Origin of the sequence: Corallococcus sp. CA047B (assembly GCF_003612065.1) — a bacterium.
Taxonomy (GTDB): domain Bacteria; phylum Myxococcota; class Myxococcia; order Myxococcales; family Myxococcaceae; genus Corallococcus; species Corallococcus praedator.
The window spans coordinates 1-24,017 of sequence record NZ_RAWD01000136.1; the positions used below are offsets into that span (position 1 = coordinate 1).

Annotated in this window: 34 protein-coding genes, 2 tRNA genes and 1 pseudogene; 22 read left to right on the plus strand and 15 right to left on the minus strand. The window is 68.9% G+C overall.

What is annotated here, in order from left to right; genetic code table 11:
* The first annotated feature begins 309 nt into the window (after nucleotides 1–309).
* The 3 genes from D7X74_RS21190 (at nucleotide 310) to D7X74_RS21200 (ending at nucleotide 1,367) form a co-directional block, all read left to right on the plus strand.
* Nucleotides 310–822, plus strand: coding sequence for a Spy/CpxP family protein refolding chaperone (locus tag D7X74_RS21190; RefSeq protein WP_120534804.1), 513 nt, complete (start codon nucleotides 310–312; stop codon nucleotides 820–822).
* A 385-nt stretch (nucleotides 823–1,207) separates the two neighbouring features.
* A tRNA-Val gene (locus D7X74_RS21195) sits at nucleotides 1,208–1,279 on the plus strand.
* Between the two features lie 11 nt (nucleotides 1,280–1,290).
* A tRNA-Asp gene (locus tag D7X74_RS21200) sits at nucleotides 1,291–1,367 on the plus strand.
* A 1,208-nt stretch (nucleotides 1,368–2,575) separates the two neighbouring features.
* Here D7X74_RS21200 and D7X74_RS21210 read toward each other — a convergent pair.
* The 3 genes from D7X74_RS21210 to D7X74_RS21220 all read right to left on the minus strand — a co-directional run bounded on the left by D7X74_RS21210 (nucleotide 2,576) and on the right by D7X74_RS21220 (nucleotide 4,345).
* Nucleotides 2,576–2,914: a helix-turn-helix domain-containing protein gene (locus tag D7X74_RS21210; protein ID WP_199741869.1), complete on the minus strand. Its 339-nt coding sequence runs from the start codon at nucleotides 2,912–2,914 to the stop codon at nucleotides 2,576–2,578.
* 940 nt (nucleotides 2,915–3,854) lie between these two features.
* Nucleotides 3,855–4,100 carry a hypothetical protein gene (locus tag D7X74_RS21215; protein WP_147446633.1) on the minus strand — a complete coding sequence of 82 codons (246 nt, stop codon included), beginning with the start codon at nucleotides 4,098–4,100 and terminating at the stop codon, nucleotides 3,855–3,857.
* The gene (locus tag D7X74_RS21220) at nucleotides 4,100–4,345 is read right to left on the minus strand and encodes a hypothetical protein (protein ID WP_120534807.1); all 246 of its coding nucleotides are present in this window, start codon (nucleotides 4,343–4,345) and stop codon (nucleotides 4,100–4,102) included. The genes D7X74_RS21215 and D7X74_RS21220 overlap by 1 nt, the downstream gene beginning before the upstream one ends.
* A 243-nt stretch (nucleotides 4,346–4,588) precedes the next feature.
* Here D7X74_RS21220 and D7X74_RS21225 point away from each other — a divergent pair, with 243 nt between their 5' ends.
* From D7X74_RS21225 to D7X74_RS21280, 13 genes are all read left to right on the plus strand, one after another.
* Complete coding sequence (locus D7X74_RS21225) at nucleotides 4,589–4,780, plus strand: hypothetical protein (protein ID WP_120534808.1); 192 nt, start codon at nucleotides 4,589–4,591, stop codon at nucleotides 4,778–4,780.
* Nucleotides 4,777–5,121: a hypothetical protein gene (locus D7X74_RS21230; RefSeq protein WP_120534809.1), complete on the plus strand. Its 345-nt coding sequence runs from the start codon at nucleotides 4,777–4,779 to the stop codon at nucleotides 5,119–5,121. Before D7X74_RS21225 ends, D7X74_RS21230 begins: the two co-directional genes overlap by 4 nt.
* Nucleotides 5,122–5,177: 56 nt before the next feature.
* Complete coding sequence (locus D7X74_RS21235) at nucleotides 5,178–6,095, plus strand: hypothetical protein (protein ID WP_147446634.1); 918 nt, start codon at nucleotides 5,178–5,180, stop codon at nucleotides 6,093–6,095.
* Nucleotide 6,096: 1 nt separating this feature from the next.
* Nucleotides 6,097–6,636: a hypothetical protein gene (locus D7X74_RS21240; RefSeq protein WP_120534811.1), complete on the plus strand. Its 540-nt coding sequence runs from the start codon at nucleotides 6,097–6,099 to the stop codon at nucleotides 6,634–6,636.
* Nucleotides 6,637–6,638: 2 nt separating this feature from the next.
* Nucleotides 6,639–7,106 carry a hypothetical protein gene (locus tag D7X74_RS21245; RefSeq protein WP_120534812.1) on the plus strand — a complete coding sequence of 156 codons (468 nt, stop codon included), beginning with the start codon at nucleotides 6,639–6,641 and terminating at the stop codon, nucleotides 7,104–7,106.
* 38 nt (nucleotides 7,107–7,144) lie between these two features.
* Nucleotides 7,145–7,270: a hypothetical protein gene (locus tag D7X74_RS44865; protein ID WP_255424455.1), complete on the plus strand. Its 126-nt coding sequence runs from the start codon at nucleotides 7,145–7,147 to the stop codon at nucleotides 7,268–7,270.
* Nucleotides 7,271–7,409: 139 nt separating this feature from the next.
* On the plus strand, nucleotides 7,410–7,721 hold the full coding sequence (locus D7X74_RS21250; protein WP_120534813.1) for a hypothetical protein: 312 nt from the start codon (nucleotides 7,410–7,412) through the stop codon (nucleotides 7,719–7,721).
* A gap of 209 nt (nucleotides 7,722–7,930) precedes the next feature.
* Nucleotides 7,931–8,524 (plus strand): hypothetical protein, encoded by a 594-nt coding sequence (locus tag D7X74_RS21255; RefSeq protein ID WP_120534814.1) that lies wholly within the window; start codon nucleotides 7,931–7,933, stop codon nucleotides 8,522–8,524.
* Between the two features lie 230 nt (nucleotides 8,525–8,754).
* Nucleotides 8,755–10,017, plus strand: a complete 1,263-nt coding sequence (locus D7X74_RS21260) for a hypothetical protein (protein ID WP_147446635.1) — start codon at nucleotides 8,755–8,757, stop codon at nucleotides 10,015–10,017.
* Nucleotides 10,010–10,441, plus strand: coding sequence for a hypothetical protein (locus D7X74_RS21265; protein WP_120534816.1), 432 nt, complete (start codon nucleotides 10,010–10,012; stop codon nucleotides 10,439–10,441). Before D7X74_RS21260 ends, D7X74_RS21265 begins: the two co-directional genes overlap by 8 nt.
* A 41-nt stretch (nucleotides 10,442–10,482) precedes the next feature.
* The gene (locus tag D7X74_RS21270; protein WP_120534817.1) at nucleotides 10,483–10,686 is read left to right on the plus strand and encodes a hypothetical protein; all 204 of its coding nucleotides are present in this window, start codon (nucleotides 10,483–10,485) and stop codon (nucleotides 10,684–10,686) included.
* 55 nt (nucleotides 10,687–10,741) lie between these two features.
* The gene (locus D7X74_RS21275; RefSeq protein ID WP_120534818.1) at nucleotides 10,742–10,948 is read left to right on the plus strand and encodes a hypothetical protein; all 207 of its coding nucleotides are present in this window, start codon (nucleotides 10,742–10,744) and stop codon (nucleotides 10,946–10,948) included.
* 35 nt (nucleotides 10,949–10,983) lie between these two features.
* Entirely contained in the window at nucleotides 10,984–11,187 is a 204-nt protein-coding gene (locus D7X74_RS21280) for a hypothetical protein (RefSeq protein WP_120534819.1), read from the plus strand.
* 73 nt (nucleotides 11,188–11,260) lie between these two features.
* Here D7X74_RS21280 and D7X74_RS21285 read toward each other — a convergent pair whose 3' ends face one another.
* The 10 genes and pseudogenes from D7X74_RS21285 to D7X74_RS21325 all read right to left on the minus strand — a co-directional run bounded on the left by D7X74_RS21285 (nucleotide 11,261) and on the right by D7X74_RS21325 (nucleotide 16,667).
* The gene (locus tag D7X74_RS21285) at nucleotides 11,261–11,749 is read right to left on the minus strand and encodes a C40 family peptidase (RefSeq protein ID WP_233602184.1); all 489 of its coding nucleotides are present in this window, start codon (nucleotides 11,747–11,749) and stop codon (nucleotides 11,261–11,263) included.
* Nucleotides 11,746–12,102 (minus strand): hypothetical protein, encoded by a 357-nt coding sequence (locus tag D7X74_RS21290; protein ID WP_120534820.1) that lies wholly within the window; start codon nucleotides 12,100–12,102, stop codon nucleotides 11,746–11,748. The genes D7X74_RS21285 and D7X74_RS21290 overlap by 4 nt, the downstream gene beginning before the upstream one ends.
* The gene (locus D7X74_RS21295) at nucleotides 12,099–12,608 is read right to left on the minus strand and encodes a hypothetical protein (RefSeq protein ID WP_120534821.1); all 510 of its coding nucleotides are present in this window, start codon (nucleotides 12,606–12,608) and stop codon (nucleotides 12,099–12,101) included. The genes D7X74_RS21290 and D7X74_RS21295 overlap by 4 nt, the downstream gene beginning before the upstream one ends.
* Nucleotide 12,609: 1 nt before the next feature.
* Nucleotides 12,610–13,062, minus strand: a complete 453-nt coding sequence (locus tag D7X74_RS21300; protein WP_120534822.1) for a hypothetical protein — start codon at nucleotides 13,060–13,062, stop codon at nucleotides 12,610–12,612.
* A gap of 26 nt (nucleotides 13,063–13,088) precedes the next feature.
* Nucleotides 13,089–13,529 carry a hypothetical protein gene (locus tag D7X74_RS21305; protein WP_147446636.1) on the minus strand — a complete coding sequence of 147 codons (441 nt, stop codon included), beginning with the start codon at nucleotides 13,527–13,529 and terminating at the stop codon, nucleotides 13,089–13,091.
* Nucleotides 13,530–13,537: 8 nt separating this feature from the next.
* Nucleotides 13,538–14,764 (minus strand): hypothetical protein, encoded by a 1,227-nt coding sequence (locus tag D7X74_RS21310; protein ID WP_120534824.1) that lies wholly within the window; start codon nucleotides 14,762–14,764, stop codon nucleotides 13,538–13,540.
* 72 nt (nucleotides 14,765–14,836) lie between these two features.
* Nucleotides 14,837–15,220 carry a hypothetical protein gene (locus D7X74_RS44290; protein WP_233602185.1) on the minus strand — a complete coding sequence of 128 codons (384 nt, stop codon included), beginning with the start codon at nucleotides 15,218–15,220 and terminating at the stop codon, nucleotides 14,837–14,839.
* A gap of 6 nt (nucleotides 15,221–15,226) precedes the next feature.
* Nucleotides 15,227–15,508, minus strand: a pseudogene (locus tag D7X74_RS45310) (HNH endonuclease signature motif containing protein); the annotation flags it as partial.
* Nucleotides 15,505–16,386, minus strand: a complete 882-nt coding sequence (locus tag D7X74_RS21320) for a hypothetical protein (RefSeq protein WP_120534826.1) — start codon at nucleotides 16,384–16,386, stop codon at nucleotides 15,505–15,507. The pseudogene D7X74_RS45310 and the gene D7X74_RS21320, both read right to left, overlap by 4 nt.
* Nucleotides 16,387–16,412: 26 nt before the next feature.
* Nucleotides 16,413–16,667 (minus strand): hypothetical protein, encoded by a 255-nt coding sequence (locus D7X74_RS21325; protein WP_120534827.1) that lies wholly within the window; start codon nucleotides 16,665–16,667, stop codon nucleotides 16,413–16,415.
* A gap of 80 nt (nucleotides 16,668–16,747) precedes the next feature.
* Here D7X74_RS21325 and D7X74_RS21330 point away from each other — a divergent pair, with 80 nt between their 5' ends.
* From D7X74_RS21330 to D7X74_RS21355, 6 genes are all read left to right on the plus strand, one after another.
* The gene (locus D7X74_RS21330; protein WP_147446637.1) at nucleotides 16,748–17,065 is read left to right on the plus strand and encodes a hypothetical protein; all 318 of its coding nucleotides are present in this window, start codon (nucleotides 16,748–16,750) and stop codon (nucleotides 17,063–17,065) included.
* 20 nt (nucleotides 17,066–17,085) lie between these two features.
* Entirely contained in the window at nucleotides 17,086–17,406 is a 321-nt protein-coding gene (locus D7X74_RS21335; protein ID WP_147446638.1) for a hypothetical protein, read from the plus strand.
* Between the two features lie 114 nt (nucleotides 17,407–17,520).
* Nucleotides 17,521–18,699, plus strand: a complete 1,179-nt coding sequence (locus D7X74_RS21340; RefSeq protein ID WP_120534830.1) for a hypothetical protein — start codon at nucleotides 17,521–17,523, stop codon at nucleotides 18,697–18,699.
* On the plus strand, nucleotides 18,696–19,220 hold the full coding sequence (locus D7X74_RS21345; protein WP_233602186.1) for a hypothetical protein: 525 nt from the start codon (nucleotides 18,696–18,698) through the stop codon (nucleotides 19,218–19,220). Before D7X74_RS21340 ends, D7X74_RS21345 begins: the two co-directional genes overlap by 4 nt.
* Nucleotides 19,221–19,422: 202 nt before the next feature.
* Complete coding sequence (locus tag D7X74_RS21350; protein ID WP_147446639.1) at nucleotides 19,423–20,094, plus strand: hypothetical protein; 672 nt, start codon at nucleotides 19,423–19,425, stop codon at nucleotides 20,092–20,094.
* 45 nt (nucleotides 20,095–20,139) lie between these two features.
* Nucleotides 20,140–20,721: a DUF3251 domain-containing protein gene (locus D7X74_RS21355; protein WP_120534832.1), complete on the plus strand. Its 582-nt coding sequence runs from the start codon at nucleotides 20,140–20,142 to the stop codon at nucleotides 20,719–20,721.
* A gap of 3 nt (nucleotides 20,722–20,724) precedes the next feature.
* Here the strand turns inward: D7X74_RS21355 and D7X74_RS21360 are convergent, their stop codons facing one another.
* Together D7X74_RS21360 and D7X74_RS21365 are read right to left on the minus strand one after the other, a co-directional pair.
* On the minus strand, nucleotides 20,725–22,734 hold the full coding sequence (locus tag D7X74_RS21360) for a hypothetical protein (protein WP_120534833.1): 2,010 nt from the start codon (nucleotides 22,732–22,734) through the stop codon (nucleotides 20,725–20,727).
* Between the two features lie 3 nt (nucleotides 22,735–22,737).
* Nucleotides 22,738–24,017: hypothetical protein (locus D7X74_RS21365; RefSeq protein ID WP_120534834.1), on the minus strand; the 1,280-nt coding region annotated here is incomplete at its 5' end.

Below are 24,017 nucleotides of genomic sequence, written 5' to 3' on the forward strand. Positions count from 1 at the left end.
CCTGGGGGCGGTGAGGGGACGCGCGGACATACCGCGCCGGGGCCTGCCCGCAGGGAGGGAAAGCGGCCATACGCACCGTCCGTGGGGCAAACACAATCGGTAACGCGAGGGACATTTTCGCGGCACATGGGGGGCGCACCTTCTCGTCCTGTCAGCCCGGAAGCCCCGGGCCTCGGCGACACGGGCCTTCGTGGGGGGCAAACCCCTCCCAGTCGGTCCCCCACGGTGTCCACGTGTCGCCAGGCCCCGGCTTCCGGGTGCGGTCATCCCGCGCACCCCGCGCGCAACCCACTGGAGGAGAGCGTCACCATGAAGCGCCACCTGTTCACGCTGGGCCTGCTGCTGTCCGTCCCCGCCTTCGCCGAAAACACCACCACCGCCTCTTCTCAGGAAGCGCACCGGCCGCCGCACGAGCGCAAGTCCCCGGTCCAACTGCTGCTGGAGCACCGCCAGGACCTGGCCCTCACCGACACCCAGGCCGCGGGCCTGGAGCGCATCCAGGCGGCGCTGGAGGTGAAGAACGCGCCCCTGAAGCAGTCCCTCGAAGCCCTGAAGCCGGCCCGTCCGCCCGGGGACGGGACGCGGCCCCAGGGCCCGCCGCCCGACAGCGGCACCCAGGACGACGCCACGCGCCGAGCGAACCGGGAGCAGGCCCACGGCCTCTTCGACCAGCTGCGCGCGAACGTCACCCAGGCGTACCAGGAGGCCGAGCAGCTCCTGACGGACGCCCAGAAGACCCAGGCCCGGACGCTCCTCCAGGCGGAGATGGCGGCCCACCGGCCGGGGCATGGAGGCCGGGGCGGTCCGCCCCCTGGTGAGTAGCCCCGCAGGCCCGGGCCCGGCCCCCTGTCCGCTTGAGGGGGGCCGGAAACCCGCCGGTTGGAATGTCGTTTCCTGAAAGTCACGAACTCCCCGTCAGGATGTCAGAGGCTCCCCGTATGTTTCCGGGAACATGGGGGCGCAGATGCAGACGATGTTGGTGTTCGTACCGGTGGTCCTGTTGGTGGGGGCCGTGTTGATGATTCCCCGCTCCCGTCGCCGCGTGCGGCGGTGGAAGGTGCGGGCCGGGTAGGGCGGATCCGGGCTCCGGATCCGACCCCCCAAAAGGGGGTGACGGGGAATGATCAGGGGGACCGAAAACGTATGCTTGACTGAGGCGTGCGGGCTCGGTACAAGCGGCCTCACTGAAGCAACGGCGGGCCGCCAAGGGCGGATAGCTCAGCGGTAGAGCGGCGCCCTTACAAGGCGATGGTCACAGGTTCAATCCCTGTTCCGCCCAAGAGATTTTGTGGGGAGTTAGTTCAGTTGGTTAGAACGCCGGCCTGTCACGCCGGAGGCCACGGGTTCAAGTCCCGTACTCCTCGCCACCCAGTCCCCTGCAACCTTCCGAGGTTGCAGGGGATTTTTTTTGCCCGTTCCGTCCGTAACATCACCGTAGCAGTTGCCCATCGTGTCCCCCAGCGGTTGGAGCTTCAGCTTCGCCACTTCGGCACAGAGGGCCGCCCACGGTGGCGTCGTGTACGCAGCCATGATTCCAGGCCTTCGGCCGTGCGTCGCCCAGGCCAGCAAGTCCTCCCGGGCGCCGTCGGCGCGCGCGAGGCTGATGAAGGTGCGGCGGGCGTCGTGCATCCGGCGGAGCCGGAGGCCGAGCATCACGCAGTCCTGGTGAAGCCGGCGCAGCGTGTGCTGGGGACGTTGGTGAATGCCCGTGGGGCTGGGGACGATGAGGTCCTCTGCCCGCGGGGTGCGCGCGAAAGTTCGCGCCCAGCCGTCCGCCTTCCACTCGGCCAGGATGGCGCCCAACCACGGGTGCACCGGCATCTGCCGGGCCACGCCCGTCTTCGTGTCCTTCACCTGGTCCTTACGGTGCTCGAAGCTCTTCGTCACCCAGAGCCTGCCCAGGGGGACTGACGTCCCGTCCCAATCGGCCCAGGTGAGCGCCGCCGTCTCACCCATCCGCGTGCCACCGAGGAAGGCGAGCGCGTAGGTGACGCGCTGGAGCTGCGACAGGCGGGGATCCGTCGTCAGGGCCACCACTTCGTTGCGCCCGTACACCGCGGCGTCTCGCCAGCGAGGGTCCGCATCCTGGATGGGCGGCAGCTCGCCGCGCCGAACGCGCAGCTTGCACGGGGACTCGGACACGAGGTCCTCCACCACCGCATCCGAGAACATCGTGCGCAACACGCCGTAGACGTGATGGACAGTACGAGGAGCCAGCTCGACCTCGTCCTGCACGCGGGACATGGCGTCTCGAACGTGGACGTGGCGAACATCCCCCAGCAGCATTTCTCCCAGGTGCGGCAGCACGTGCGCCAAACGCCCCTTATCGTCCACCACGCTGGCCACGCCCCGCGCTTCCCGGCCCACGAGCCACTTCGCGGCGTACGCGGCCACTGTCACCGGGCCGGACGCGCCCAGCCCCTGGGACTTCTCCGCCGCCACCTTCTTCTCGACGAGGGCCAGGAGCTTCCGGGCCTCGGCTTCGTCAGTCGTCTTGCTGGAGCGGAGCACGCGCGCGCCGGAGGCGTCCCGGAAGTCGAGCCACCAGAAAGCGGAGTCCCCGCGACGGTAGACGTTACCCACGGCGACCTCCCTTCATGATGGCTTCGGCCTTCGCCTCGAGCACTGCCTCGTCGCTCGCGCGCGCCGCGGCCCGGGCCTTCGGCGCGAACAACTCGCTGCGCTTCACCAGCGCCGCGCGCCCCGGCCCGTACTTCTTCAAGATGCCGTCCCGCTGCCACGCGCGGATGGTGCTCACCGAGCAGCGCGCGAGCGCAGCGGCTTCGGCCTGCGACAACAACTCGTCCTCGTCGGTGCTCGCGGGCGCCGCAACGTCGAGCTCGCGCAGCACGCGGAGCACCATCCGCCTCACCAGCACCTCCAACTCGCCACCGCCCTCGATGCTCTCACTCACCGTGTCCCCCGGTCGTGTTGTCTCTGGACGTCTGTGCAGGTTGCAGGCCAGCGCAAAACGGGCGTCTGCGCGTGAGGGTGCTTCAAGTCGTCGTGTCGGGAAGGGCGTGGGGTGCCGACCCAATTCGCCCCCGGCCAGTGCTGCACCACGGTCGGCAACCACTGTTGAAACAAGTATCCCATGATGATTTCGCTTGCAAGCGATTGGCGCCACTTTTCGCTTGCATCCGGCCATGGCGCTCGCGCGCTCGCCGCATTCCAGGCAAGCACGGCCGGACGCACGCGAGTTCCCGTGAGCGCTGCTCCCCGAGTGACGCGGATGATCAGCGGAGCGCGACTCCCGAGCGGACTCCCGGACACCTGCGACGCGGCGCGCCGACGTAACGGGAATGCGTGCGATTGACGCATGGCCGACAGTCATTGCGAGTCGCACGGGCCGTGAAACATCGGTGGCCCCATGCGCGCACGCGGGGCCTGCGGAGGCTGTTTCGCGGCTCGTCGTGCGCTGCATGGGCCACCCCGAAAGACGGCACCCGCGCCAGTAGAGACAAGGCTACTGGCGAGGTGCCGGAGCGACGCGCCAGACTGCACCCGGTTACACCGGTATGCCTCCTGGTACGGCACTCTGAAGTTGCCGGACGAACCGGCGGGAGTGGTGTCTCGCTGCTTGTCTGGGCCGAAGCCCCAGCGAGGTACTGCGTACTTCGGGAAACAAGGTACGGCTGGTGTTGCGTGGCTGTCAAGGGGCGGCGTGCGCCCCTTCGTTGTCGCTGATCAGGCGTCCGCGTGCGGCCGGTGCGTCTCGCCGTGGTGCTCGCAGGACCAGGCGTCGCGGCAGTCGCAGGCCACCGGCTCGGCCCGGACGCAGCACGGCGTGTCACCGCGGATGTGGCTTCGCGGGCGCGGACGGTGCCGAGCTGCGCTCATCGACCTTGATGTCTTCACGAATCCACCTCGACCCCAGCAGCCAGAAGCGCCGCAACCACAGCCTTGAAGCACTCGCTCCTGACCTTCTGATTGGTGGCTGCCGCCAACTCGCCCGGCGTCGTCACAGCAACGGGCTCATGGCCCGCCAGTTGATAGGTCGCCTCTGCGAACGTCGCGATGGGAGGCGCCTCCTTCACCAGTGCCAACTCGAGCGCACCGAGCATTAACCTCTGCCCATCCCAGTGGAGCTTCGCCGCCATCACCGGCCGCCCTTCTTGGTGGGCTTCTCCGTCGCGGGCGGCTCGCTGACACCCTTCTTGTGCTCCCCGACGGCCCACTCCAGCAGCCGCGCCATGACGTCATTCCGGGTGCGCCCGGTCTCGGTCGCGATGGTGTCCAGCTCCGTCCACATCCGCTTCGACAGCCGAATGGAGCCGGGCGACGTCTCTTCCTGGGGGTCAACGGGGGGGACGATGGGCATGGCGATGTCCTGGGTGCGCAGCAATGGGTGCCTCCTTAGTAGGTGACGGCATGTGGGTGGTCAACGACACGTATGGTATCCCCTCTTGCGGTCGAATGCATTACGATTCGTATTGCATGTGGACGCGAGAGCAACTACATAACCAACACGGCGGACGGATGGGGCTCCCGGGAGGGAGAAGGGCGTTGGAGGTGCGCGAGCGGGGTGGCCCGCGAGGACGCCAGTAGGGCAGCACCGCAGGTCAACACGCAACCGGTGGGGGTGGTCATGACGAAGTGCGAGTTGGAGACGCTGCCGCCGGCAGAGCTGATGCGTCGGGCCATCAAAGGCGGCTTGTCGGCGATGCACCATGTGAACCGTGAGTTGCAGCGCCGTGGTCCCGACGCGTGCAAGGAGGCGCTGAAGGGCGTGCCCGTGGATGAGGCGGCGATGGCGCAGCCTCATGCGGAGCCGACGTGAAGCCCCTCGACGAGTTGATGCGCATCCTCGAAGCGCATCACCGGCTGCACAACGTCCGCCCGGAAGCGGACGTGCCGTACCTCCGCCACGAGATGGAGCGCATCGAGCGCGCGCAGTCGGCGGAAGAGGAGTCGATGCTCGCGGCGGAGAACGCCATCGAGAAGCTGATGCCCGACGGCAGCGCGCAGACGGAACGGCGCTGGCGAGAGGAGCAGGAGCGCTTCACCGCCGCCCGGAAGCGGCTCGCGGACTTGAACCTGGAGGAGACGTTCCTGCGCTCCTCCATCGACTGCGAGCTGTGGTGGGCCAGGAAGCGCGCGCTCACCGCCGTCGCTGCTTGAGCGTCAGACTCGCCTGCTAGGTAACACAGACACTTCAAACCTTTGGAGTCGTGACCATGTCTGCGGATGCGTTGGCGATGTTCCAGCCGGATGTGATGGGAGGGGCGATGAAGGCGGCGGAGCAACTCTCGAAAAGCTCGCTCATCCCGAAGGCGCTCCACGGGAAGCCGGGCGACGTGCTCGTGGTGCTCCTCACCGGCCGTGAGTTCGGCCTCGGTCCGATGCAGGCGCTCCGTTCCATCCACGTGATGGACGGCAAGCCGGTGATGGCGGCGGACCTCATGGTGGGCCTGTGCATCAGCCGGCGCGAGGTGTGCGAATCGTTCACCCTGGTTGAGTCGACGGGTCAGCGTGCCACCTACAGGACGAAGCGCGTCGGCGCGCCGGAGGTTTCGTTGTCGTGGACGATGCAACAGGCAACGGCGGCTGGTCTCGCGGGAAGGGACAACTGGCGCAAGTACCCTGACGCCATGCTGCGCGCCCGGTGCTCGGCCGCGCTCGCCCGCGCCGTCTACCCGGACCTCCTGGCCGGCACGTACGACCCGGACGAGATGGACTTCACCGCCACGGCTTCCGAACCGTCGGCTTCCGCGAAGCGCGGAGCTCGCGCCGTCGAATCGGTGGCCGTGGAGGCTGAGCAGAAGGTGTTGCCCGCGCCTCAGACGGAGGTGGTGGAGCACCACGGTGAGCGGCGCGCGCCCGCCTCCGAGTCGCCCCGCGAGGCGCGGCCGGCGGACGTCCACACGTTCGAGAAGCCGGCCCCGGTGCTGGTGGCATTCGGTCCTCACAAGGGGAAGGCAGTCAGCGGGCTGTCGGACGCGGAATTGGGTTCCACCATCGACCTCGCCAACCAGAAGCTGGCCGAGCAGCCGAACGCGAAGTGGGCGTCAGCGATGCGAGCGAACCTGGAGCAGATGCAGGCCGACGTGGAGCGGCGATTGCCGGCGCTGCGCGAGCCCGGGGCGGAGGGCTGACATGTCCTGCATCGCCACCGTCACCCTCTGGGCGAAAGGGAAGATGGTTTCCCGTACCGGGAAGGCCGTCCTCTTCCGCACGCCCGACGAGCGCGACATGTGGCTGCCGGTGGCTGTCTTCAAGGAGCACGAGGAGCCGGAGAAGTCGCCGCATGGCACCGTCTACCCGTCGCGGCTGGAAGTACGGCGAGACTTCATGGCGCGCGAGTGGCCCAACCTGCTCGCGAAGCTGGAGGCTGGCGCGCCAGCCCGCGCGGTGGTGGTGGCTCCGCGCCTGGTGCTCGCGGAAAGCTCCACGGTGGGGCTGGCGCTGGACTTCCGCGACGCGCTCCAGCGCTCGCGGCTGGAGTTCGACGAGGCCGCCGCGGTGCTGGGCCTCACGAAGAAGCAGGTGCTGAAGCTGTGGGACGGCTACCTGCGCGTCGAGTCGGAAGTGGAACTGCAGCGGGTGGAGGCGGCGTTTCAGGTGGAGTTGCAGCGGCAGTCGAGCGTGACGGGGTTGCCCGTCACCGAAGGACTTTCCTGGCGGAAGACGGAGTGACCATGGACCAGAGCATGTACAGCGATGTGGAAGCCGATGGGCGCGAGTGGTTGTTGGGACGTGTCCGGAAGTATCGCGGCAGGGCGGCCCACCGTCCCGAGCGGCACCACAAGGCGAAGGCCCGCGATGTCGAGTTGGCCGGCACGTACTTGCGCCGGGCGAGCGACACCGGGCGCTGGCTGTGGAGCATCACCATCTCGGGCTGGGGCACCCTCTACTGGGTGGGCACGCGTGCATCCGCCGAGGGGCGCCGCGCGTTGAAGGTTCGCCACGAGGGTTCGTTCAGCAGTCGCATTGAGAAGGTGCGGCCAGCGGGCGCCGACGAGTCCAACGGCGACGCCGGGAAGCCGGAAGGGCTGGTGAGCCAGCCCGACGCTGAGGGTCGCGTCTACTTCCACAGCCCGGACGCCTGCAGCGGGACGCTCACCTGCACGAGTGACTGCGGCGGCCGCTGGGTGAGCACCGACTGACCTTTCGCAGCACCTGCGTGCCGGGAGCACCCGGGGACGTGACGCGAGTCACGGCCACCAACGCGCAGGCGCTGCACCCCGGTGGCATTGGGCCACCGGGCGTCTACGTGGCAGCGCACGCCTTCTGCTTCCCCGGCTCGGGAGGCCGATTGCGCGGCGTGTGAGGCCACAACCCGGTCCCATCGTGGGGCCGGGCCTTTCGAGGCGCCGGCACCTGGCGCCCGCTCGGAGTGGATGGGCACACCCCCACCCGTCCTCTCCGAGCCCTTTCACGCAGTACCACCCAGCAGCAGGAGTCAGTCGATGGCGACGAAGAAGACGGCGGCGAAGCAGGTGGTGGTCATCTCGAAGCCCGTGGGGAGCAGTTGGGCCCGCGTGCTGCAGGGCACGCTGGTGGAGTACGACCGGAAGTCGGGCCACGCCGTGCTCACGGGCGCGCGCCAGGCGCTCTACTACGGCAAGGAGACTGGCGGCGAAGTGGGGCTCGCGGTGAATGGGCCGAAGAGCGGCAGTCGCATCGGACCGAAGCTGCCGGGACGCTGCGAGACCCCGTTCGTCGTGCTCGTGTTGGAGTGCACCCCGGAGGCTGCGAAGGCCTGGGAGCAGGTGCAGTGAGCGGCACCCGCGGGTCCGGGTCCGGGTCCGGGTCCGGGTCCGGGGACGGGTACGGGGAGGAGTAGCAACACCTGATGTGCCCAGGGCTCACCTGGTTGAAGTGCTGAGCACGCAGAAGGCGCTGACGTGGGCGTGGGCCCGGCAGTGGCGACTCGAGGTCGCCCGCCAGCACAGCAGTACGCAGCAACCCCACACACCCCTGGAGAAGTATGCCTTCCCTTTCGCGTCTCTCCGCGCTGGCACTCGTGTGCCTCGCCTTCGCGTCCCCCGCGTTCGCCAGCCTCCCCCCGCTCACCGGCGCCTCGGAGATTCCCGGGCTGCGCCAGCCCTTCTCGGGCATCACCTTCAACAACTCCAAGCGCGTCCTGGACAACCTCGTCCGGGCCTTCGGGAAGCGCGTAGGCGTGTCCTCCGGGACGCCGATGACCGAGCACGATGTCCAGTGCGGACTCGCCAAGTTGGGCGCGGGGTTCGTCCAGGAACTGATGCTCAACACACCACCGGGCTTCGCTGCGGATGACCTCGCGGGGCTCCCGGACGCGCTGGCCCACTACCGCGCGCTGGAAGAGCAGTGGTGCCGGCCGCCCCCTGGCGCCCCGACGAACAAGGGCGCCGAGTTGGTGAAGCTCTTCATCATCCGGAACACCGAGGGCGTCCCCCAGGCACGGGCGATGACCGAGAAGTACACCGCGCGCGCGGCGAAGCTGGACGGCCCAACCTTCACCGCTCGCGACGTCGCCATTGCGGTCGCCGTGGGCCTCGCCATCCTGGCCAAGGAGGCGCTGCCTCTCCCGGTCCCGTAGCGCTGCGCTGACCTTCGGCGGGCGTCGCAGCACGGGCCGCCCGCCTTCCTCTCTCTCGCCGTCAAGCACGGCGCGCCCATCTCGCTGGACCCGAGCACACCATGACGACGAAGGAAGAGAAGGCCCCGACGGATATGGATTTGAGGCGGCACGGCGAGACAGTGCGCGCGGCAGTCACTGGCGCACTCGGACCAGACGCCACGTTCACCGCGTTGAGTTCGCTGACCGCCTTGCTTAACGCAGCCCACCTGGGTGTCCAGGTGCCGGAGTTGGTGAAGGCAGCCGAACCCCTCCGCATCCGCGGAGAGTCGGACGCGGTGTTGCTGGGCCGCGTGCTTCATGAGGCTGTTGCGTCCTGGCGGCTTCTGACGGAGTTGCGCGCGGCGACGTGCCGGCCCGGCCGCGTCCTGGACATGCCGGGGCGCATCCAGGACCTGGCTGACGACTCTGGCAGGCTCCTTCGCGCAGCACGGGACCGGGCCACGGAGATGGAGTCGAAGCGAGACGCCCTCCACGCGCAGGTGCAGGCGGTGCGACCCATTCTCTCCCTGCTCGTGGCGCTTTCCGCCCATCCTGTCGCGGATGAGAACGCCGTCATCCTGAGCATGGATTGCGAAGAGGTCGCAGCTCCGTGGCACCTCACCTACGGCATGGCCCGCGCCATCGTCGCCGCCCTGTCCACCGCGCCCGCCGAGGTTTGCCCGGAGCCCTTCGCCGTGCAGGGCAACCGCAAACCCAGCGCAAACCCGGGGTTCGCTGGCCGCGTGGTGCGCGTGCTGGGCGAGGCGACGGAGGGCACGGAGCACCCGCACACCGTGCGCCTCGTGCTGTGCCGCTTCCCCGGAGGCGAGGACGTGCCCTACCTGGAGGTGTCGGAGCGCGGTGGGCCACACACCGGGGGCCGCATCCTGGCGCTTTCCACAGTGGTGCACGCGCTCATCAACCTGAGCGACGACGAGTTGTTCGCCCTGGGCAACCGCGAGCCCCCGCCCAAGGGGCCGCCGCTGGCGGAGCGCGTCAACGTCTCCCTGGCGAAGGTGGGCCACGAACTGACGCCCATGGGCAGCCAGGTGACCGACGCGATGCACCCGACGGGCAGATGCACCTGCGCAGGCGAGGGTGCGTGTGAGTGGTGCCGGGCGCGTTGTAGCATCTGCGGCTGGGCGTACGTCCACGGGTCCGTGCGCCACGCCCTGTCCCAGGTGTGGAGCGCGCTGCACATCACCACGACCCGCCAGGGCATCGCAGTGGCGGTCCTCCGGGCCGCGTACCCGGAGCTGCCGGTGCCGGAGGAGCTCGACATCGTTGAGGGCGAGATGGCGCGGCGGGTGCTCGCCGCTGCTGTCCTGGATTCCGCCAAGCTGGGCGCGGAGAACATGCGCGAGCTGGCTTGCGCAGACTTGATGGCCGCGCCGCCGGGCACGGACCGGTTCACCTTCGCTGCCCGGATCCGCCACCTCCCGCTGCCCGGGGAGGAGGTGCCCCGTGGGTGACCACCTGAAGCCCCAGCCCGCGCCGGCGGCCAACGACAAGGCCGCCGTCTGGGACCTCGTGGCACAGGACCTAGAGCAGGACGAGGGCCGCCTCGCTGCCGGCCCGATGCCGTCCAGGCCATGGGCAGAGCGGCACGTCGTGGCGCTGGTGCGCGCGGACGCGAAGGCCCGGGACGTCTATGGCCGCGAGCACTACGGCACGCCCCTCCAGGCCGGCAACGGGCGCGACGCGCTGGTGGACGCCTACCAGGAAGCGCTCGACCTGGCCGTGTACCTGCGGCAGGCGCTGGAGGAGCAGCGCGAGTCGGCCTTCACCCCCGACCGCCAGGACTACGTCGTCGAGCACCTCACGCTCCTCTACGCCAACGCGCGCGGCACCGTCCGCCACCTGCGCTGGCTGCTCTACGCGCGCGACGGCAGGTAATGGCAGACGTCCAATCCGTTTCACAACGAAGGAGGCAGCACATGCACGAGCAGACGACGCAGGTCGAGTTGACGCGGAAGAGCCTCGGCAACGCCATCGCCAGCAAGGCGCTGACGGGGCCGTACGAGACGACGAACGAGGACGGCAGCATCACCCAGGGCTTCTGGCACCGGACGGGACATGGTGGCCCGCTGGACTGCACCGGGTGCGCGATGGAGCACCTGGAGCGCCTGCTGCCCGATTAGCGCTTGCCGTTGCCGTACCGGGTGCGCATGGCCACCTTCCGCCGAGGAGGTGGCCATGACGCTGTCCAGGATGCCCGTCGTGAGGATGCACCTCGCAGCCGCCGCAGCTAGCCTTCACGCGGAGGCGTGCGAGACTGCCGGGAAGCTGCCGGCCAACGTGGAGCGCGTCGCTCACCTCGTGGACGATGCGCTGCGTGAGGCGGACCGGGATGTGCCTACCGACGTGCGCGGGCTGCCTCCGGAGGACTGGGCGGCGCTGTAGCGCTCGCGGCACGCCTCCTGCTCTCCACGCCCGGCATGACGATTCAGCAGAGGGTGGCGCTGGCGCAGCGCCTGGGAGAAGCGGAGCTGTCCCTGCAGCGGGCGATGCGCGGGTTGGACGGGAGTCCGGCCGCGCGGATGCGTCTGGCCGATGCCCGGGAGGAACACCGGGCGGCGGAGGCTCAGGCGCTGCTGGCGCTCGGAATCGGGTGGTGCCAGGAGGAAGTGGCGGCCGCGTGACGTGGCAACCACTTCGGATGGTCGCACTGGCCCAGGCGTTTGCCGCAGAGGCGGCACTTCGGCGGCGTGCCCATCAGGAGACGAACGGCGGCCGGCGGTAGCCGAGCACGTCGCTCCGGTAGGTGATGCGCGCGAAGGGCTTCACCTTGGCGTCCGAGCGCGCGGCGTCCTCCAGCGTGCGCGTCGTGCTGCCACCCCCGGAGGCGCCCACCACCACGCCCGCGCCCACGTACACCATGACGTGGTCCGGGTCCGCACGCGTGACGGGGCGCCCGTCGGCCGTCGCAGCGCCACCGCGCCCGTACAGGACGAGGTCCCCGGGCTGCAGGTCCTCCACGCGCTCCACCGGCCGGCATTCGTCCCACAGGCGGTCCGTGTTGTGCGTCGCGCGCCAGTCGGGGCCGCCCACCTGGTGCAGGCACCACGTCACCAGCCCGGAGCAGTCGAAGAGGCGGGGGCCGTGTGGGTCCGGGCGAGAGCCCTTCGCGCCCCACCGGTACGGGGCGCCCATCTGGCAGAGGACGAGCTGCAGGAACAACGCGCGCTGCGAGAGGGCATTCACTGCGTCACCACCTTCGGGTGGTGCGCCCGGTACCAGCGGCGCCACAGCGGGTGGACGGCGAAGACTGCGCACCCGACGAGCGCGGAGTACGAGCCCTTCGCCGCGAAGTAGACGAACCACGCCACCTCCTTGCCGACGAAGTAGAGGGCGGCCGAGCGGTAGCACTCCACCGACGGCACCGGTCGGGTGGCCTCCGCTTCCGCCATGCGTGAGGACACGGAGGCATGGTGGAAGCCGAGCGCCACCGCCAGCGCGCCCAGCCACTCCAGGCCGTCCGCGTGCGTGACGAGGTTGACGGAGATGAGGACGGCGTAGACGACGGCCGCCTCCAGGTGCCATGTGCGCAGCTTCATCGGCAGCCCCCCGTCGCTCGGCAGCCGACGAAACCGCCCACCAGCAGGCCGACGACGGCCGCGCCCACGACGACAGGCGTGGGCCACCGGGCCGACGCCGCCGCGGGCGCCGAGCGCACCGGGACGCCTGGGAGGGCCTGCCGCCCGGAGAGCTCGGCCCGGGCCGCGTCGCGCTCCGCCTGGACGCGGCGGAAGGCGGCGTCCGCGAGCCGGTAGCCCTCGGCGGTGAGGTACCAGCCGGGGCCCACCTTCGTCATCTGCGCGTACGGTTTCCCGTCGGGCCCGTACAGCGTCACCAGCCCGCCGGTGACGCACCGGGCGTCAGGCTGGGCGTGGTAGTCGGACGGCGCCGTGGCGCCCTCGCCGCGCCCCTCCTGGGGGCATTCGAAGGGCGTCGGAGCCGCGGTGGTGGGCGCCTGGGCGGCACCTGCCACCGGGGCATCCGCCGGCGCGGCCCCCGCCGACACGGCCACCAGCAGCGCCAGGGCGGCGAGGGCGTGTCTCATGTCAGCACTTCCCCTGCGCGGCCTGCGCGAGGCTGCATGTGGACGCCACCTGCACCACCGTGGTGTCCGGCACCAGCGGCGTGCCATCCGAGAGGGAGGGAGCCGCCGGCACGGCCTTCATCGGCTCCGGCAGCAGCTTCCCGGCGAGGAGCGCCAGCAGGCCGCCCACGGCGACGGCGTAGGGCTGCGCGTTGGCCGGCAGCGCCCCGGAGAACTGCTCCAGGAGTCCGGCGCCGGCGAGCGCCAGAGGGACGAGGGTGGCGGGCAACATCGGCTTGCCAGCGGCCCAGGCGGGCGCGCGCCATCCGAGCCCCCCCAGGAAGAGGGCCACGCTGCCGAGGGCAGCGGCGACGAGGGAGTAGGGCGCGGGGAGGTACTGCCCGGCGCCGAAGAGGGCGGCACCCAGCGCGAGCGCCAGGAACGCGAGGTGGGCGGGGATGAGGGGCTTCAGCATGAGGCGGGGCTCCGGGGGTTGGGCTGCTACGGGTAGTCTCGGGAGACGCGCGCACGCTGGGGGGCGTTAACCCGCTCCAGCAGCACGCGGACGTCGGTGGCGATGCTGCGCGTCTGGTCGCTCACGGAGCGCAGCTGTTCCTGGAGGCGCACGAGGGCCTCGTGGTCCGCCTCGCGCGCTCGCTTCTGCTCCTCCAGGCGTGCGTTGACGTCCGCCTGGTCCTGCTGCCGCTTCCGCTCAGTGTCGACGCGCAGCTCCGCGACGGACGCCGCCACCTGCTCAACGCGGGCGACGACGCGGTCCGCCTTCTCGTCGACGCGCTCCATCTTCGACGTCGCGCCGTAGTAGGCCGCGAGGGCGCTCCCTCCGATGGTGAGCACGGCCAGGATGAGGCCCACCACGAGCTTCCCGTGGTGAAGCCACGATTCCAGCCCTGACGGGGGAAGCGGCGCGGACGGAGTCGACACGCTGGCTCCTACTGCGCGCCGACGACGAGGACGTAGACGGTGCGCGCCAAGCCGGTCTGGAAGTTGTGGAAAGGGAAGGGGAGCGTGGAGCCGCTGATGTCACGGCACGTCACGACGATGGACGTGGTGGTGTTGTAGGTGCCGGAGCAGGAAATCACCGACGCCGTCGGCGTGACGAGGATGGCGTAGTTGGTGTTGGCGAAGGCGGACGCGAAGTTGACGGTGAGGTTCGTGCTGCCAGAGGCCGCGCTCGCGATGTTGAAGCCGTCGACGACGGTGGCCGTCGTTGAGCCGCCACCAGTCGTGTCGATGCGCGCCCACGCCTTCACCAGCGACTTCGGCGTCAGCGTGTTGCTCATGGCGACGGTGCTGTTGACGTTGGTGGGGGCGGCCCCGTACGCCGCGAACGTGACGTCGCCGTTGTAGGCGACGAGGGCATTCGTCCGCGCCGACGCCGTCGCCGCCGTCCCGGGCCGGAAGAGTCCGCCCGCGCCCGTCGCGCCACCAACGCCCTCCACGCCCACGCCCAGCGCGTTGCCGGTGCCCACCATGCCGTAGCTGTTGGTTGCAGTACCCGTCCCGCGCACGCCCTGGCCTCCGGCAGCTCCGCCGATGCCCTGGATTCCGTCACCGGTGCCGCCGCCCGTGGCAACCACGCCAGCCGCGTTGGCCGGGCCGCCCGTCACCTGAAGGCCGACGCCGCCGTCGGCACTGGCAATCGTCACCGTCGGGTTGCCGGTGACGGTGCCGCCCAGCATGGTGGCGCCGGTGACGGAGAGGGCCCCGCCCAACGTGGTGGCCCCGGAGATGGACGCCGTACCGGTGATGGTGGTGCCCGCGTCGGCACCCGACTGCCACCGCTGCATCTGTGTCGAGTCCACCGACATGGCGACGCTTCCCGCGCCGACGCGGTAGAGGCCCGTGTCCGGGTCCACGTCCCAGGAGAGGGCAGGGGCCGCGACGCTGCCCGCCGAGAGGCGCAGCGGGGCCAGCATGGCGCCCTTGCCACTCCTGGAGAGGCTGTCCGTCAGCTCGGTGGACAAGTCCCCCAGGGTGCTGTTGGCCCAGGTGCTGCTGATGGTGGTGCCCGGCACCACCGGGTTGCCCGTCGGCAGTGAGTAGGTGCCCGACGAGTTGCGCGTGGCGCCGGCCGGCGGCGACAGGGAAGCAACCAGGCCGAGGGCGACGCCGACGGCGGCCGTAACCGCGAAGAGGGGGGCGAGGCGATTTCGCATGCCCCCCAGACTCGGGCCCCCTGTGGACTTCGTACGCTCGAAGACGCCACGGGGGGCCGGGCAGGGCCGCCGCTACTCGACGTTCTTCCAGGAGAAGCGCCGGACGATGCTGCTGATGGTATCGTCCGATACGCCGTACTCTCGGGCCAGGGCGTTACACCTTTCTCCAGCCGCATGCCGCGTGCGAATGGCCCGCACCTGCATCTCGGTGAGCTTGGTCTTCGCACGCGGCCGGAACATGTACGGCGAAGGCACGTGACGCCACGTCCGGCCGTAGCAGGCGCCGGCGATAGTGCGTGTCGACACCCTGTACTGTCTTGCCAACTTCCGAAGGCCCGCCTTACCGGCCGCGTATGCCTCCCGGATGGCGACGACGTCCGCCTCCGTGAGCACTGCTAGGCCTTGCTCCTCGCCCCTAGACGCTTGATGGCGGCCCTTCGCCACCTTGTCCGCCATGTTGTCCGCTTGCGTGCCGAGAAACAGGTGGTCAGGGCGGACGCACGGTGGATTGTCGCAGCGATGGCAGATGACCATGCCCGCGGGGATGGGGCCATGGTGAAGCGTGTATGAGTACCGATGGGCGAATCGGATGCGAAGGGCAGCAACCTGGAAGTGGCCATACCCGAAGATGTTTCGCGCGCCCTGCCACTCCCAACAGCCTTCCGTCTTCGTAACACGTCGCCAGAAGCGCTCCTCCGGCGGAGCGGCCACAGGGCCATTGCGCCTGGAGCATTGGGCCGTCATTCACCACCTCGGCCGGCAGGGCGCGCGGGCGCCATGTCACGCGGCGGAAGCTCCCACAGGGCGTTCCCCGGGGGCGCGGGCACGGCGACGTAGCAGCCGCCCTTGTGCTCCGCCGTCTTAGGCGGGCACGGGATCTTCTCGTCCAATTTCAGCCAGCACCCGCCGTTGACCTCGCGCTCGGGCCGCGCGCACGGGGGCACCTTCTGCCCGTCGAGAGGCCGGTCCGGGACGACGATGCGCCGCTCCACCTTCAAAGGCTGCGAGGACGAGCCCCCGGCGAGGGTGTTCGTCAGGACGCCGTCGTCGATGGTCGCTGGCACGTACACCACGGCTGGCTCGGCGGGAGGCTCCCGGGGCGGCTCGGTCGGCCCCCCGGGGACGGTGAGGAACACCGCGGCGATGGCGGCCGCGCAGGCCACCACGATGCGCAGCGCGCGCCGGGGCCGGGCAACGACGGGAGCCGGCACGGGCGCAGGGCTGCCGGTGCGCGGACCCAGTTCCTTCCGGCCGGAGAAGAGGTGCGTCAGCCGCCGGGGGCTTCGCAGCGCCGACGTCACCATGTCCGCCAGGTCGTCCGTCAAGTCGGCCACCTCCGCCTCCGCGTCCTCGGAGGGCGTCGCCGGGCCGGACTCCATCTCCAGGGCGATGTACGGCGGCGAGACGCTGGTGCTCACGCGCAGCGCCAACTCCACCTGGGGCTCCAGGTCCGGCCGGGCCCCCGTGGGCAGCAGGACGAAGCCGGGCGCGCCGGTGACTTCATTCCTGGCCTCGTAGAGCCGGCCCAGCCCCTCACCCACCCGGAGACGCTTCCCGAAGCGGTACGGCCCGACGCCGCCCGTGTTGTGGCCCTTCGACGCTTCGCGCTCGCTCGTATTCATCCGGCCCCTCATGGCTGCCTGCAACACTAGCGTCCGACCGTGACGGAAGGGGCGTGGATGGACGCCAGGGCGTCCGAAAGCAGCGCCTCCACCTGCATGAGGGAGGCGGCGTAGAAGCCGTGGGGCAGCGCCCGCTCCGGGGCCGCGTCCTGGAGGTGCCCCACCGCGCGCCGGGCTTCCTCCACCCGCGCCGTCAGCACGCGCAGCGCGCACGCCCGGCAGGTGGTGGTGCCGCAGTCGCCCTTCTCGCAGTCCCGCTTCGCCGTCCGCTTCGTGGCCATGGTGCCTCCTGGGATGTGACCCGAAATGTATCCCAACTGGGTTTCATGTCAAGCGGGAGGGGTTGCAGGTGGGATTCTTCGTGGGATACATCAAGGGTCACGCGGAGGTGGCGATGCTGTTCGAGCCCGAGGAAGAGAAGTTCGACGACCAGTTCAGCATGCGTGCGCCCGCGTCCCTCAACGAGCGCGCGAAGGCCATGAAGGAAGCGGAGCGGCTCCGCTCCATCAACAGCGCGCGGGTCAAGGCGATGCTGCTCGGGTTCGGCGTGTACGACTGCCTGTCGAAGCACGCCGAGGCGGTGCGCGCCCTCGCAGCGAGCGAGCGCCTCGGCCCGGACGAAGTGGCAGTCCGACTACTGGAGGAAGCCCTCGCCGCCCGGGAGAAGAAGAAGCGGTAGGGCCGGGCTATAGTGCGTGCATGACCTTCAATCCATTGCACGCTCACGGTCTTTCGAAAACGCGGTATGCCGTCGAACTCCTTGCGACGATGGACGCGCCGCTTCGCGCCCGACTTCAGTCGGCCATCTGGGAGTTCGGCATGGCGGACGATGCACAACATCACCCCCCGGCCCTTTGGCCGGAGGCCCACGCCATCCATCAGGACGCGACGCACATCGCGGGCGAACAGAACGAGGGTTCCATCGCGGCAACGCTCAACGCCATGTCCAGCGAGGAACTCATGCGCCTCGCGGAGCGCCTCTTTAGCTACTACGTGAAGTTGGCCGAGGGAGAGGACTAGCCGCCCCACTCCTGCGCCTCACGTGGATGCACGTGGGGTAACAGGAACCCCGGCAAATGAAACGGTGGACTCCTTGCGATTCCCGGACCGGCTCTGGCATGAAGTCGACCGACCATGCCGACGAAGAGCCGCCCATTCTCGACCCCGACCCTGGTAGGCGAGCGCTTTGAGACGGACTCCCCCGCCATTCCCATCGATGCGCTCACGGAACTCATTGCCTACAACGAGATCATCGTCGGGCTGGCGAAAGAGTTGGTACGCACCCGGCTGAATCTGACGCGCGTCCCGAAGGGATTCACGCGGCGGTTTGAACTCCGTCTCGCCGGCATCGAGAAGGGCTCCGCAGTCGCGCGCCTGGAGCGCGTCGTCCAAACGGATGAGGACGGGGCGCTTCTCGCGGGCGAACCGGACGACTTCGACCGCGGGGAACAGGTACTCACCGATGGTATCGACCATGTCAACCGCACAGGTCGGCTGCCGGAAACCTTCCCCAGCAACGTCATCCCGCTTTTTCGGAAGTTCGGAAGGAGCCTGCGCGACGACGAGGCATTCGTCCTCCGCGAGGCGAGCAATGACACCCCCGCGGTTAGGTACACGTCCGAGACGAGGAAACGGCTTGTCCTCCTGACCTCGGACACCTACAGCCGCGAAGTCGACCTCTCAGGGTGGCTAGCTTCAGTGGACGTTGAGGAGAAAACGTTCAGGTTCCGGCCGAGCGACACCTACTACGGCGTCATCAACGTTCCGTTTCCATCGGCCCTGAGGACTCAACTCATCAAGGCGCTGGAGGACTACAGGTTCACGAGAATCCAGGTTACTGGAATCGCGAACTTCAACAGTGCCGACGCCTTCGTGGATTTTGAGGACCCCCCCACTGTTACGCTAGAGAGCGACCTGAGTGAGGACGATGTGGCCGACGTCGAAAGCCAGCTCCGAGAGTTTGAAGAGCTAAAGCAAGGCTGGCTCGACGGCGAGGAGGGCGAAGTCCCGTCCAAGGATGGGCTCGCTTGGCTGCGTGGCATCCTACTCACGCTGATGGCCTCTTACGGAGTCCCCAGCCCCTACCTCTACCCGACGCCCGAGGGCGGAGTTCAGGCGGAATGGACCTTCAAGCCATGGGAGGTCAGCGCGGAATTCAACCTCGTGGAGAAAACCGCCTACCTGCACGCCGTGAAGGCGAAGACGCATCAGACCGAGGCGCGTGATGTCGGCTTTGGGGCCGACGAAGACGTCGCGCTGGGGGCAACGTCGGCGTTCGTGCTTTCCATGAAGATGCGCCAGGAGCCAGTATGAGCACGACGACGAATGACAACGTGGTGCCCACTGCGACTGCACCTTCTGTCGCCGCCCCTGCCATCGCCGTCAGTGCCCCAGTTGCGCCTGCCGGGCCGAAGGTTCAGCCGTCCGAGGAAAGGTGCTTCCGGCAGGTTCACCCCAAGTTCTGGCGCAAGGGACGGCTCACGGAGATGGCCTTTCGGCTCAAGGACACAGAGAGCGGGCTTTCGGTCTCTTTGGAGTCGAAAACCACTCCGGGGAAGGCGTTCGAGTTGTACACCAAGGCAAAGGAGCAGGGCGGCCTGGGGTTGCCCGCATGCGGCACATGGGCGGTCACCACCTCCGAGTGCGCGACGGAAACCTGCGATGTCTACGAGGATCCGACAGCCGTCGACGACGCGCATGGCAGCATCGACATGCGCCATGCGCTGACGAACAAGGCCCTCAAGAAGGCCATTCAGACCAACCTCCGCGTCTATGCTGAGGAGCGCAAATTCGTCCACAGCCCGACCCCGGAGCCGGTCGGCGCTGAGGACTGAGCCTCCCGCAATCCCTTCAGCCGCGCGTTGCTCCCGTAGGTGACGGTGCGTGTCCCGACGCCCGTTGACGGGGGAGGGCGGGGCGCGTGAGGCTGGTGGGATGCGACTCCCTGTACTCCTGGTAGCCGTCGTGGCGAGCACCACCGCCGTTGCTGCGCCTCCTCGGAAGGAGTCGCCGCAGGAGGATGTGCCCCCGAGGTTCGTGCTCATCCCGGCCGTCGACTCCAACGCATGGTTGACGATGGACTGCACGGGCGAGGCCCCCTTCAAGACCATCGATTGCACTTTCACGCAACTCAGCGTCACCAGGAAGTCGGATGCTGAGGTGGCGGCTGAGGTGGCGAAGGAAAAGACAGACATCGCTTCCCACATGAATGAGATGAGGCAGGGCCGCTCGAAGGCGTGTTCTGCGAAGATTGTGAGTGAGTTGCGAAAGGACGTCGCCGGTAAGGCCAGCGATATCACTGAAGGCCGGCGCAAGGCGCTCACGACGGCACTCGACCAGTTTGAGTCGATGTGCGCATGCAAGGACGACGTCTGCCTCGTGGATGCCTATCTTCGGATGAAGGAGACGACCGCCAAGACCTGTCACATCAGCTCAAATGCCTACACGATGTCCTTCACGCGCATGAGCAAGACGAAGTGGGTCAACCAGCCGAAGCCCAGTGGCATTTGTAATGTCGTAACGGCTGTCGTCCTTGAGCGGCGGGACGACTCCGGCTTGTTGTGGACCTACACGCAAACGCGTCTTGCTGTCGATGACGAGAACGCACTGTGTAAGGGTTTCGACTTCACTAAGCCCTTGGTTTTCGCTACCGGTGGCGCCAGCGCCATCGCCCTCGACTGCTCCGCCGTCGACGCGTCCGTCTTCTGACGGTGCCCGTTGACCCGCGCCCGCCATGCGCGGGAGGCTAAGGGCATGCGCCTCCCAATCGGTGCATGCGTCGTCGCGTGCGTCGCATGCCAGCCAAGTCCAGATCCCGCCGAATACCAGCGCCTTGTGGCGGTGGAACAGCGAATCCTCGAATTGCAGCAGCGAGTGGCTGAGTTGGAGTCAGGGGCAGCACGACAGTTTATTGAAACCGAGGTTCTCTCCTCAAAACTGTCAGACAGCATTGAATTCTCACCCAGCACTTCCGGCTACGGTTCGCTCTACACCCCAAGTGGCACATTCCTTGTCTCACTCGATAAGATAGAGCCGTATGCTGACGGTCAGAAGCTGACGTTCCGAATCGGAAATCCTCAAGCTGTTGCGTATGGCCACCCCACGCTGAAGATCAAGTGGGGGCGACGTCGGCCGACGGTGACGGCAGGTGACGCATCGCAACTGTTCGAGGACTGGCGCGCCTCGCTTCGTTCTAAGGATCAGGTGCTCAGCAGCGATCTGCGCGCCGGAGCGTGGAACACCATCACGACGACCGTATCCCCAGCTACTGGAGAGGATGTCGGGCACGTCGAATTTGCGATGGATGTGTCAAACGTCTCCATGTTGAAGCGGTAGTCCTCATGGTGTCCGTCGTCTCAAGGATTCCGCGATCGCTCGCTGTTGCTCCATGCGCCTCTCCTCTTCGGTCATGAAGAGTTGCGCCACGTAGGGGTCGAACGCACTCGGCAACGTCGACCGTTCCGTCGCACCTCCGAGGGTCGCTCCGGCGGCACCGCGGCCTTCCGCCGCCTGGAGGTAGTTCGCCAGATGCCCGGCCCCACGCTGGCTCGCATTCTCCAGCACCGCCAGCGTCGAGGGCCCTCGCTCCTTCCAGACGCGTCCGGCAGCGGCAAGGGCCATGGCCGGTAGCCCTGACGTCCCGCTCGCCTGGGCGGCATTGGCGACGTCGAAAGCGCTCGGGCCAGCAGCGCCGCCGACGCGTTGCGCGCCACGCGACGCACCGCGCGTCGCAACCTCCTGGGCCGCCAGCGTCCGGGCGAGTTGGCGCTTCACGGGCACGAACTCCTCGGCAAGCTCCGCCACCTCGCTTCGAGGAGGGGCTGCCTCGCCAGCCTCGTGCACTGCACGTTCAATGCCCTCACGGTACGTGGCGGCGATTTCTTTCTTCGCCTCGTTGATGGGCGTTTCCTCGTAGCGCCCGTAGCGGGCTTCTTTCTGAAGGGCGCGTTTGATTCGCTCGGCCTGAGTGAGAGGGAGCCGCGAGCGCATGGGTCCTCTCACCGGCGCCGCGTAAACCGTCGGGCCCGAGGGGGGAGACGGCATCACCACCGGCGGGGGCGCTGGGGCGCGCGCCTGTGGCTGCTGAGCGCGGGGGAGAAAGCGCCCGTTCGCGCCACGCGCCAACGGGAGGCGGGACGTCGCGGGTGGCGGCGTCGGCACGGGCCGCTGTGTAGCCGGCGCCCGGCTGAAGGGCACGGCCGGCGGTGATTCGCCCAGCAGCAGGAATTCCGGCCGGTTGATATTCCGGACGTTCTCAGCCTCCGCTTCGAAGGCGCGGGCGACGGACTTGTTGGCGCCCGAATTCAGCGCGCGGTCCTCGGCCTCGCTGGCAAATTGCCTCGCGAGTTCCTCCGCGCGCGGGCCCTGGACGCCAGCTTGCTGAAGCCGCTCCAGGATGTCTCCGTACGCGGTGTTGCGCGCATCCGCCAGCGCATCCAAACGCTTCGCTGTACCGGCCGTGGTTCCCCACGGCACGATGGCGCCGGAATCGAGCGCTTCTCGGACGACCTCTTCAGGAATGGCGAGCCGTTTCGACTGCTGGTCCGCGCCGTTCGTGAGGACGCGGCGTGCCCGCTCGATTGCGCCGTTGTCGAGTCGGCTCCGCGCCCACCGAACAAGGGTGGGGGCTGCCTTGCCCACGCCGTAACCGAACGCGGCGCCTCCAACTCCGCCTGCTCCACCAACCGTGGTGTCGATGGCTGCGTGGGCCACGTCTCCGACGCTCGTCTGGCCATCCGCCAGTTCCGCCCGGCTCTCCCCCAGCCCTTGAGCGGCCCCCATCGCCGCGCCTGACTTCACGGCCTGCCCCAGGGTGCGTGCCCCTCCGCCTGGCAGCGCCACGCTGCTCGCGATGCCGCCGGCCAACTGGCCGCCGAAGTACGTCTTGGGGTGCTGCTCGTGCGCCGCGTCTGCCTCGCGGCGCATGAGCGTACGGACGAGGGCGTACGGTTTCGGCGTCTGCGCCTCGCTCACCAGGGCATCGACCTTCGCTGCTCGGACCTCGGGTGTGTCGTCCGGCGCCGGCTGGGCGGCCGCGCCAAGGCGAACGGTGGACTCGGGCAGTACCGCCTTTCCGATGAGTCCGCCGAATTCATCCGCGAAGCCCAGCGTCCCTCCCTGGGCAAAGCCGAGCACACCTGCTTTGGCCTGCCCTACGCTCTGAGGTTCCGCCACCCAGGCCGCGCTGTCGAGCTCGGCCATCTCGTCGTCGGTGAGTTCACGCCCGGATTCGTCGCTGGCTGACCATGCGGCGCTGTCAATCGCCGCGGCCTCCTCATCCGTGAGTTCCCGGCCGACGTCCACCGGCTCCGGCTTCTTCTCCGGCCTGCGTGTCTTGGTGTCCGCCATGTTTCAGCCCTCGCTCAGCACGCGCAGCTTGCCGTTCACCTTCTTGATGACGCGGTACTTCCCTCCGCCCATAGGGACGCGTCGAGCCTCACCCTCTGGGATGAGGTCCACTGCACGCTTCCCCTTCTGCATCTGGAGAATGAGGAGACTTCCGCCAGCACCTGGAGCAGCGGCCTGACCGCTCGACGCAGGCCGCGCTTCCAGGTCAATGTCGGGGACAACGGTCCCCGGGACGACGACGCGCGTGGGTGACACGCCGACGTCCGTCGCGATGTCGCGGTACCCGCCGATGAGCGACTCGGCGCGCTGCTTGAGCGCGCCGAACTGGCTCGCCGCGCTGGTGACGAATTCCTTCCGCTGCTCCGGATTCAAGCGCTCGCCGGTCAGCACCTTGTTCCAGGCGTTCCGCACGCGGTCGGGGATGCCGCCCGCGTTCTGCGCATTGGCGAATTCGCCCTCGCGCACCGCGGAAGTCGGATCCAGCGTCTTCATGTACCCGAAGATGAGCGCGAGGTCGCCTGCAGGGCTCGGGTCGGCAGCCGCGCGCCGCACCTTGTCGTATGCAACGGCTGACAGCTGGTACTCACGCACCAGGGGGTTGCCCTGCACTTCCTTGCGGAGGCCGCTCTCCGTATCCAGTTTCTGCTGCGTCGCCTTGTCACCCGCCGCGATAGCAGCGGCCTTCTCGCGGCTGTTGCGGTCCAGTGCGCGCTGGCCGTCGGAGTGGGCGATGTCCGCGAGGCGCTGCTCGCGGCGGCGCTTCTCTTCCTCCAGGTCCTGCTGGGCCTTGGCGGTTGCCAGGGCCTGTTTCAGCACGTTGCCGGAGCGCTGCTGGCCCGCCTCCGCGAGCATGGCCTCCTGCTGTCCGCTGCCGGCCAGCTGCGCCTGTCCGAAGCGTGAGAGGACGGAGTCGCCGGTGAGGAGTCCGAGGTTGCCGGCGGCGCGCTGCTGGCGGAGGGCGGCATGCATGGCGCCGGCCTCGCCGTCGGCGGTGGCGACGTCGGGGGCCGCGAAGAGGTTGTAGGCGCTGGGGTTGGCGGTGGGCATGCCCGGGGCGTTGCCGCGCAGGGCGGCCGCCAGGGCGCGCTGGCCCTCCATTGCGGGGGAGGAGGGCGCCTCTTGGCCCGGGGCCTGTCCGCGCAGGAGGGCGGCCATGGCGGCCGTCTTCTCCCCGTCCGCGCTCACCAGCGGGGGAGGGGTGGTGCCGTCCGGGCGGTGGTTGCGAAGGGCGCGCGCCCGGGCTTGCGCCATGGCCAGGGCCTCCTCCTCGCGGTTCGGGAAGG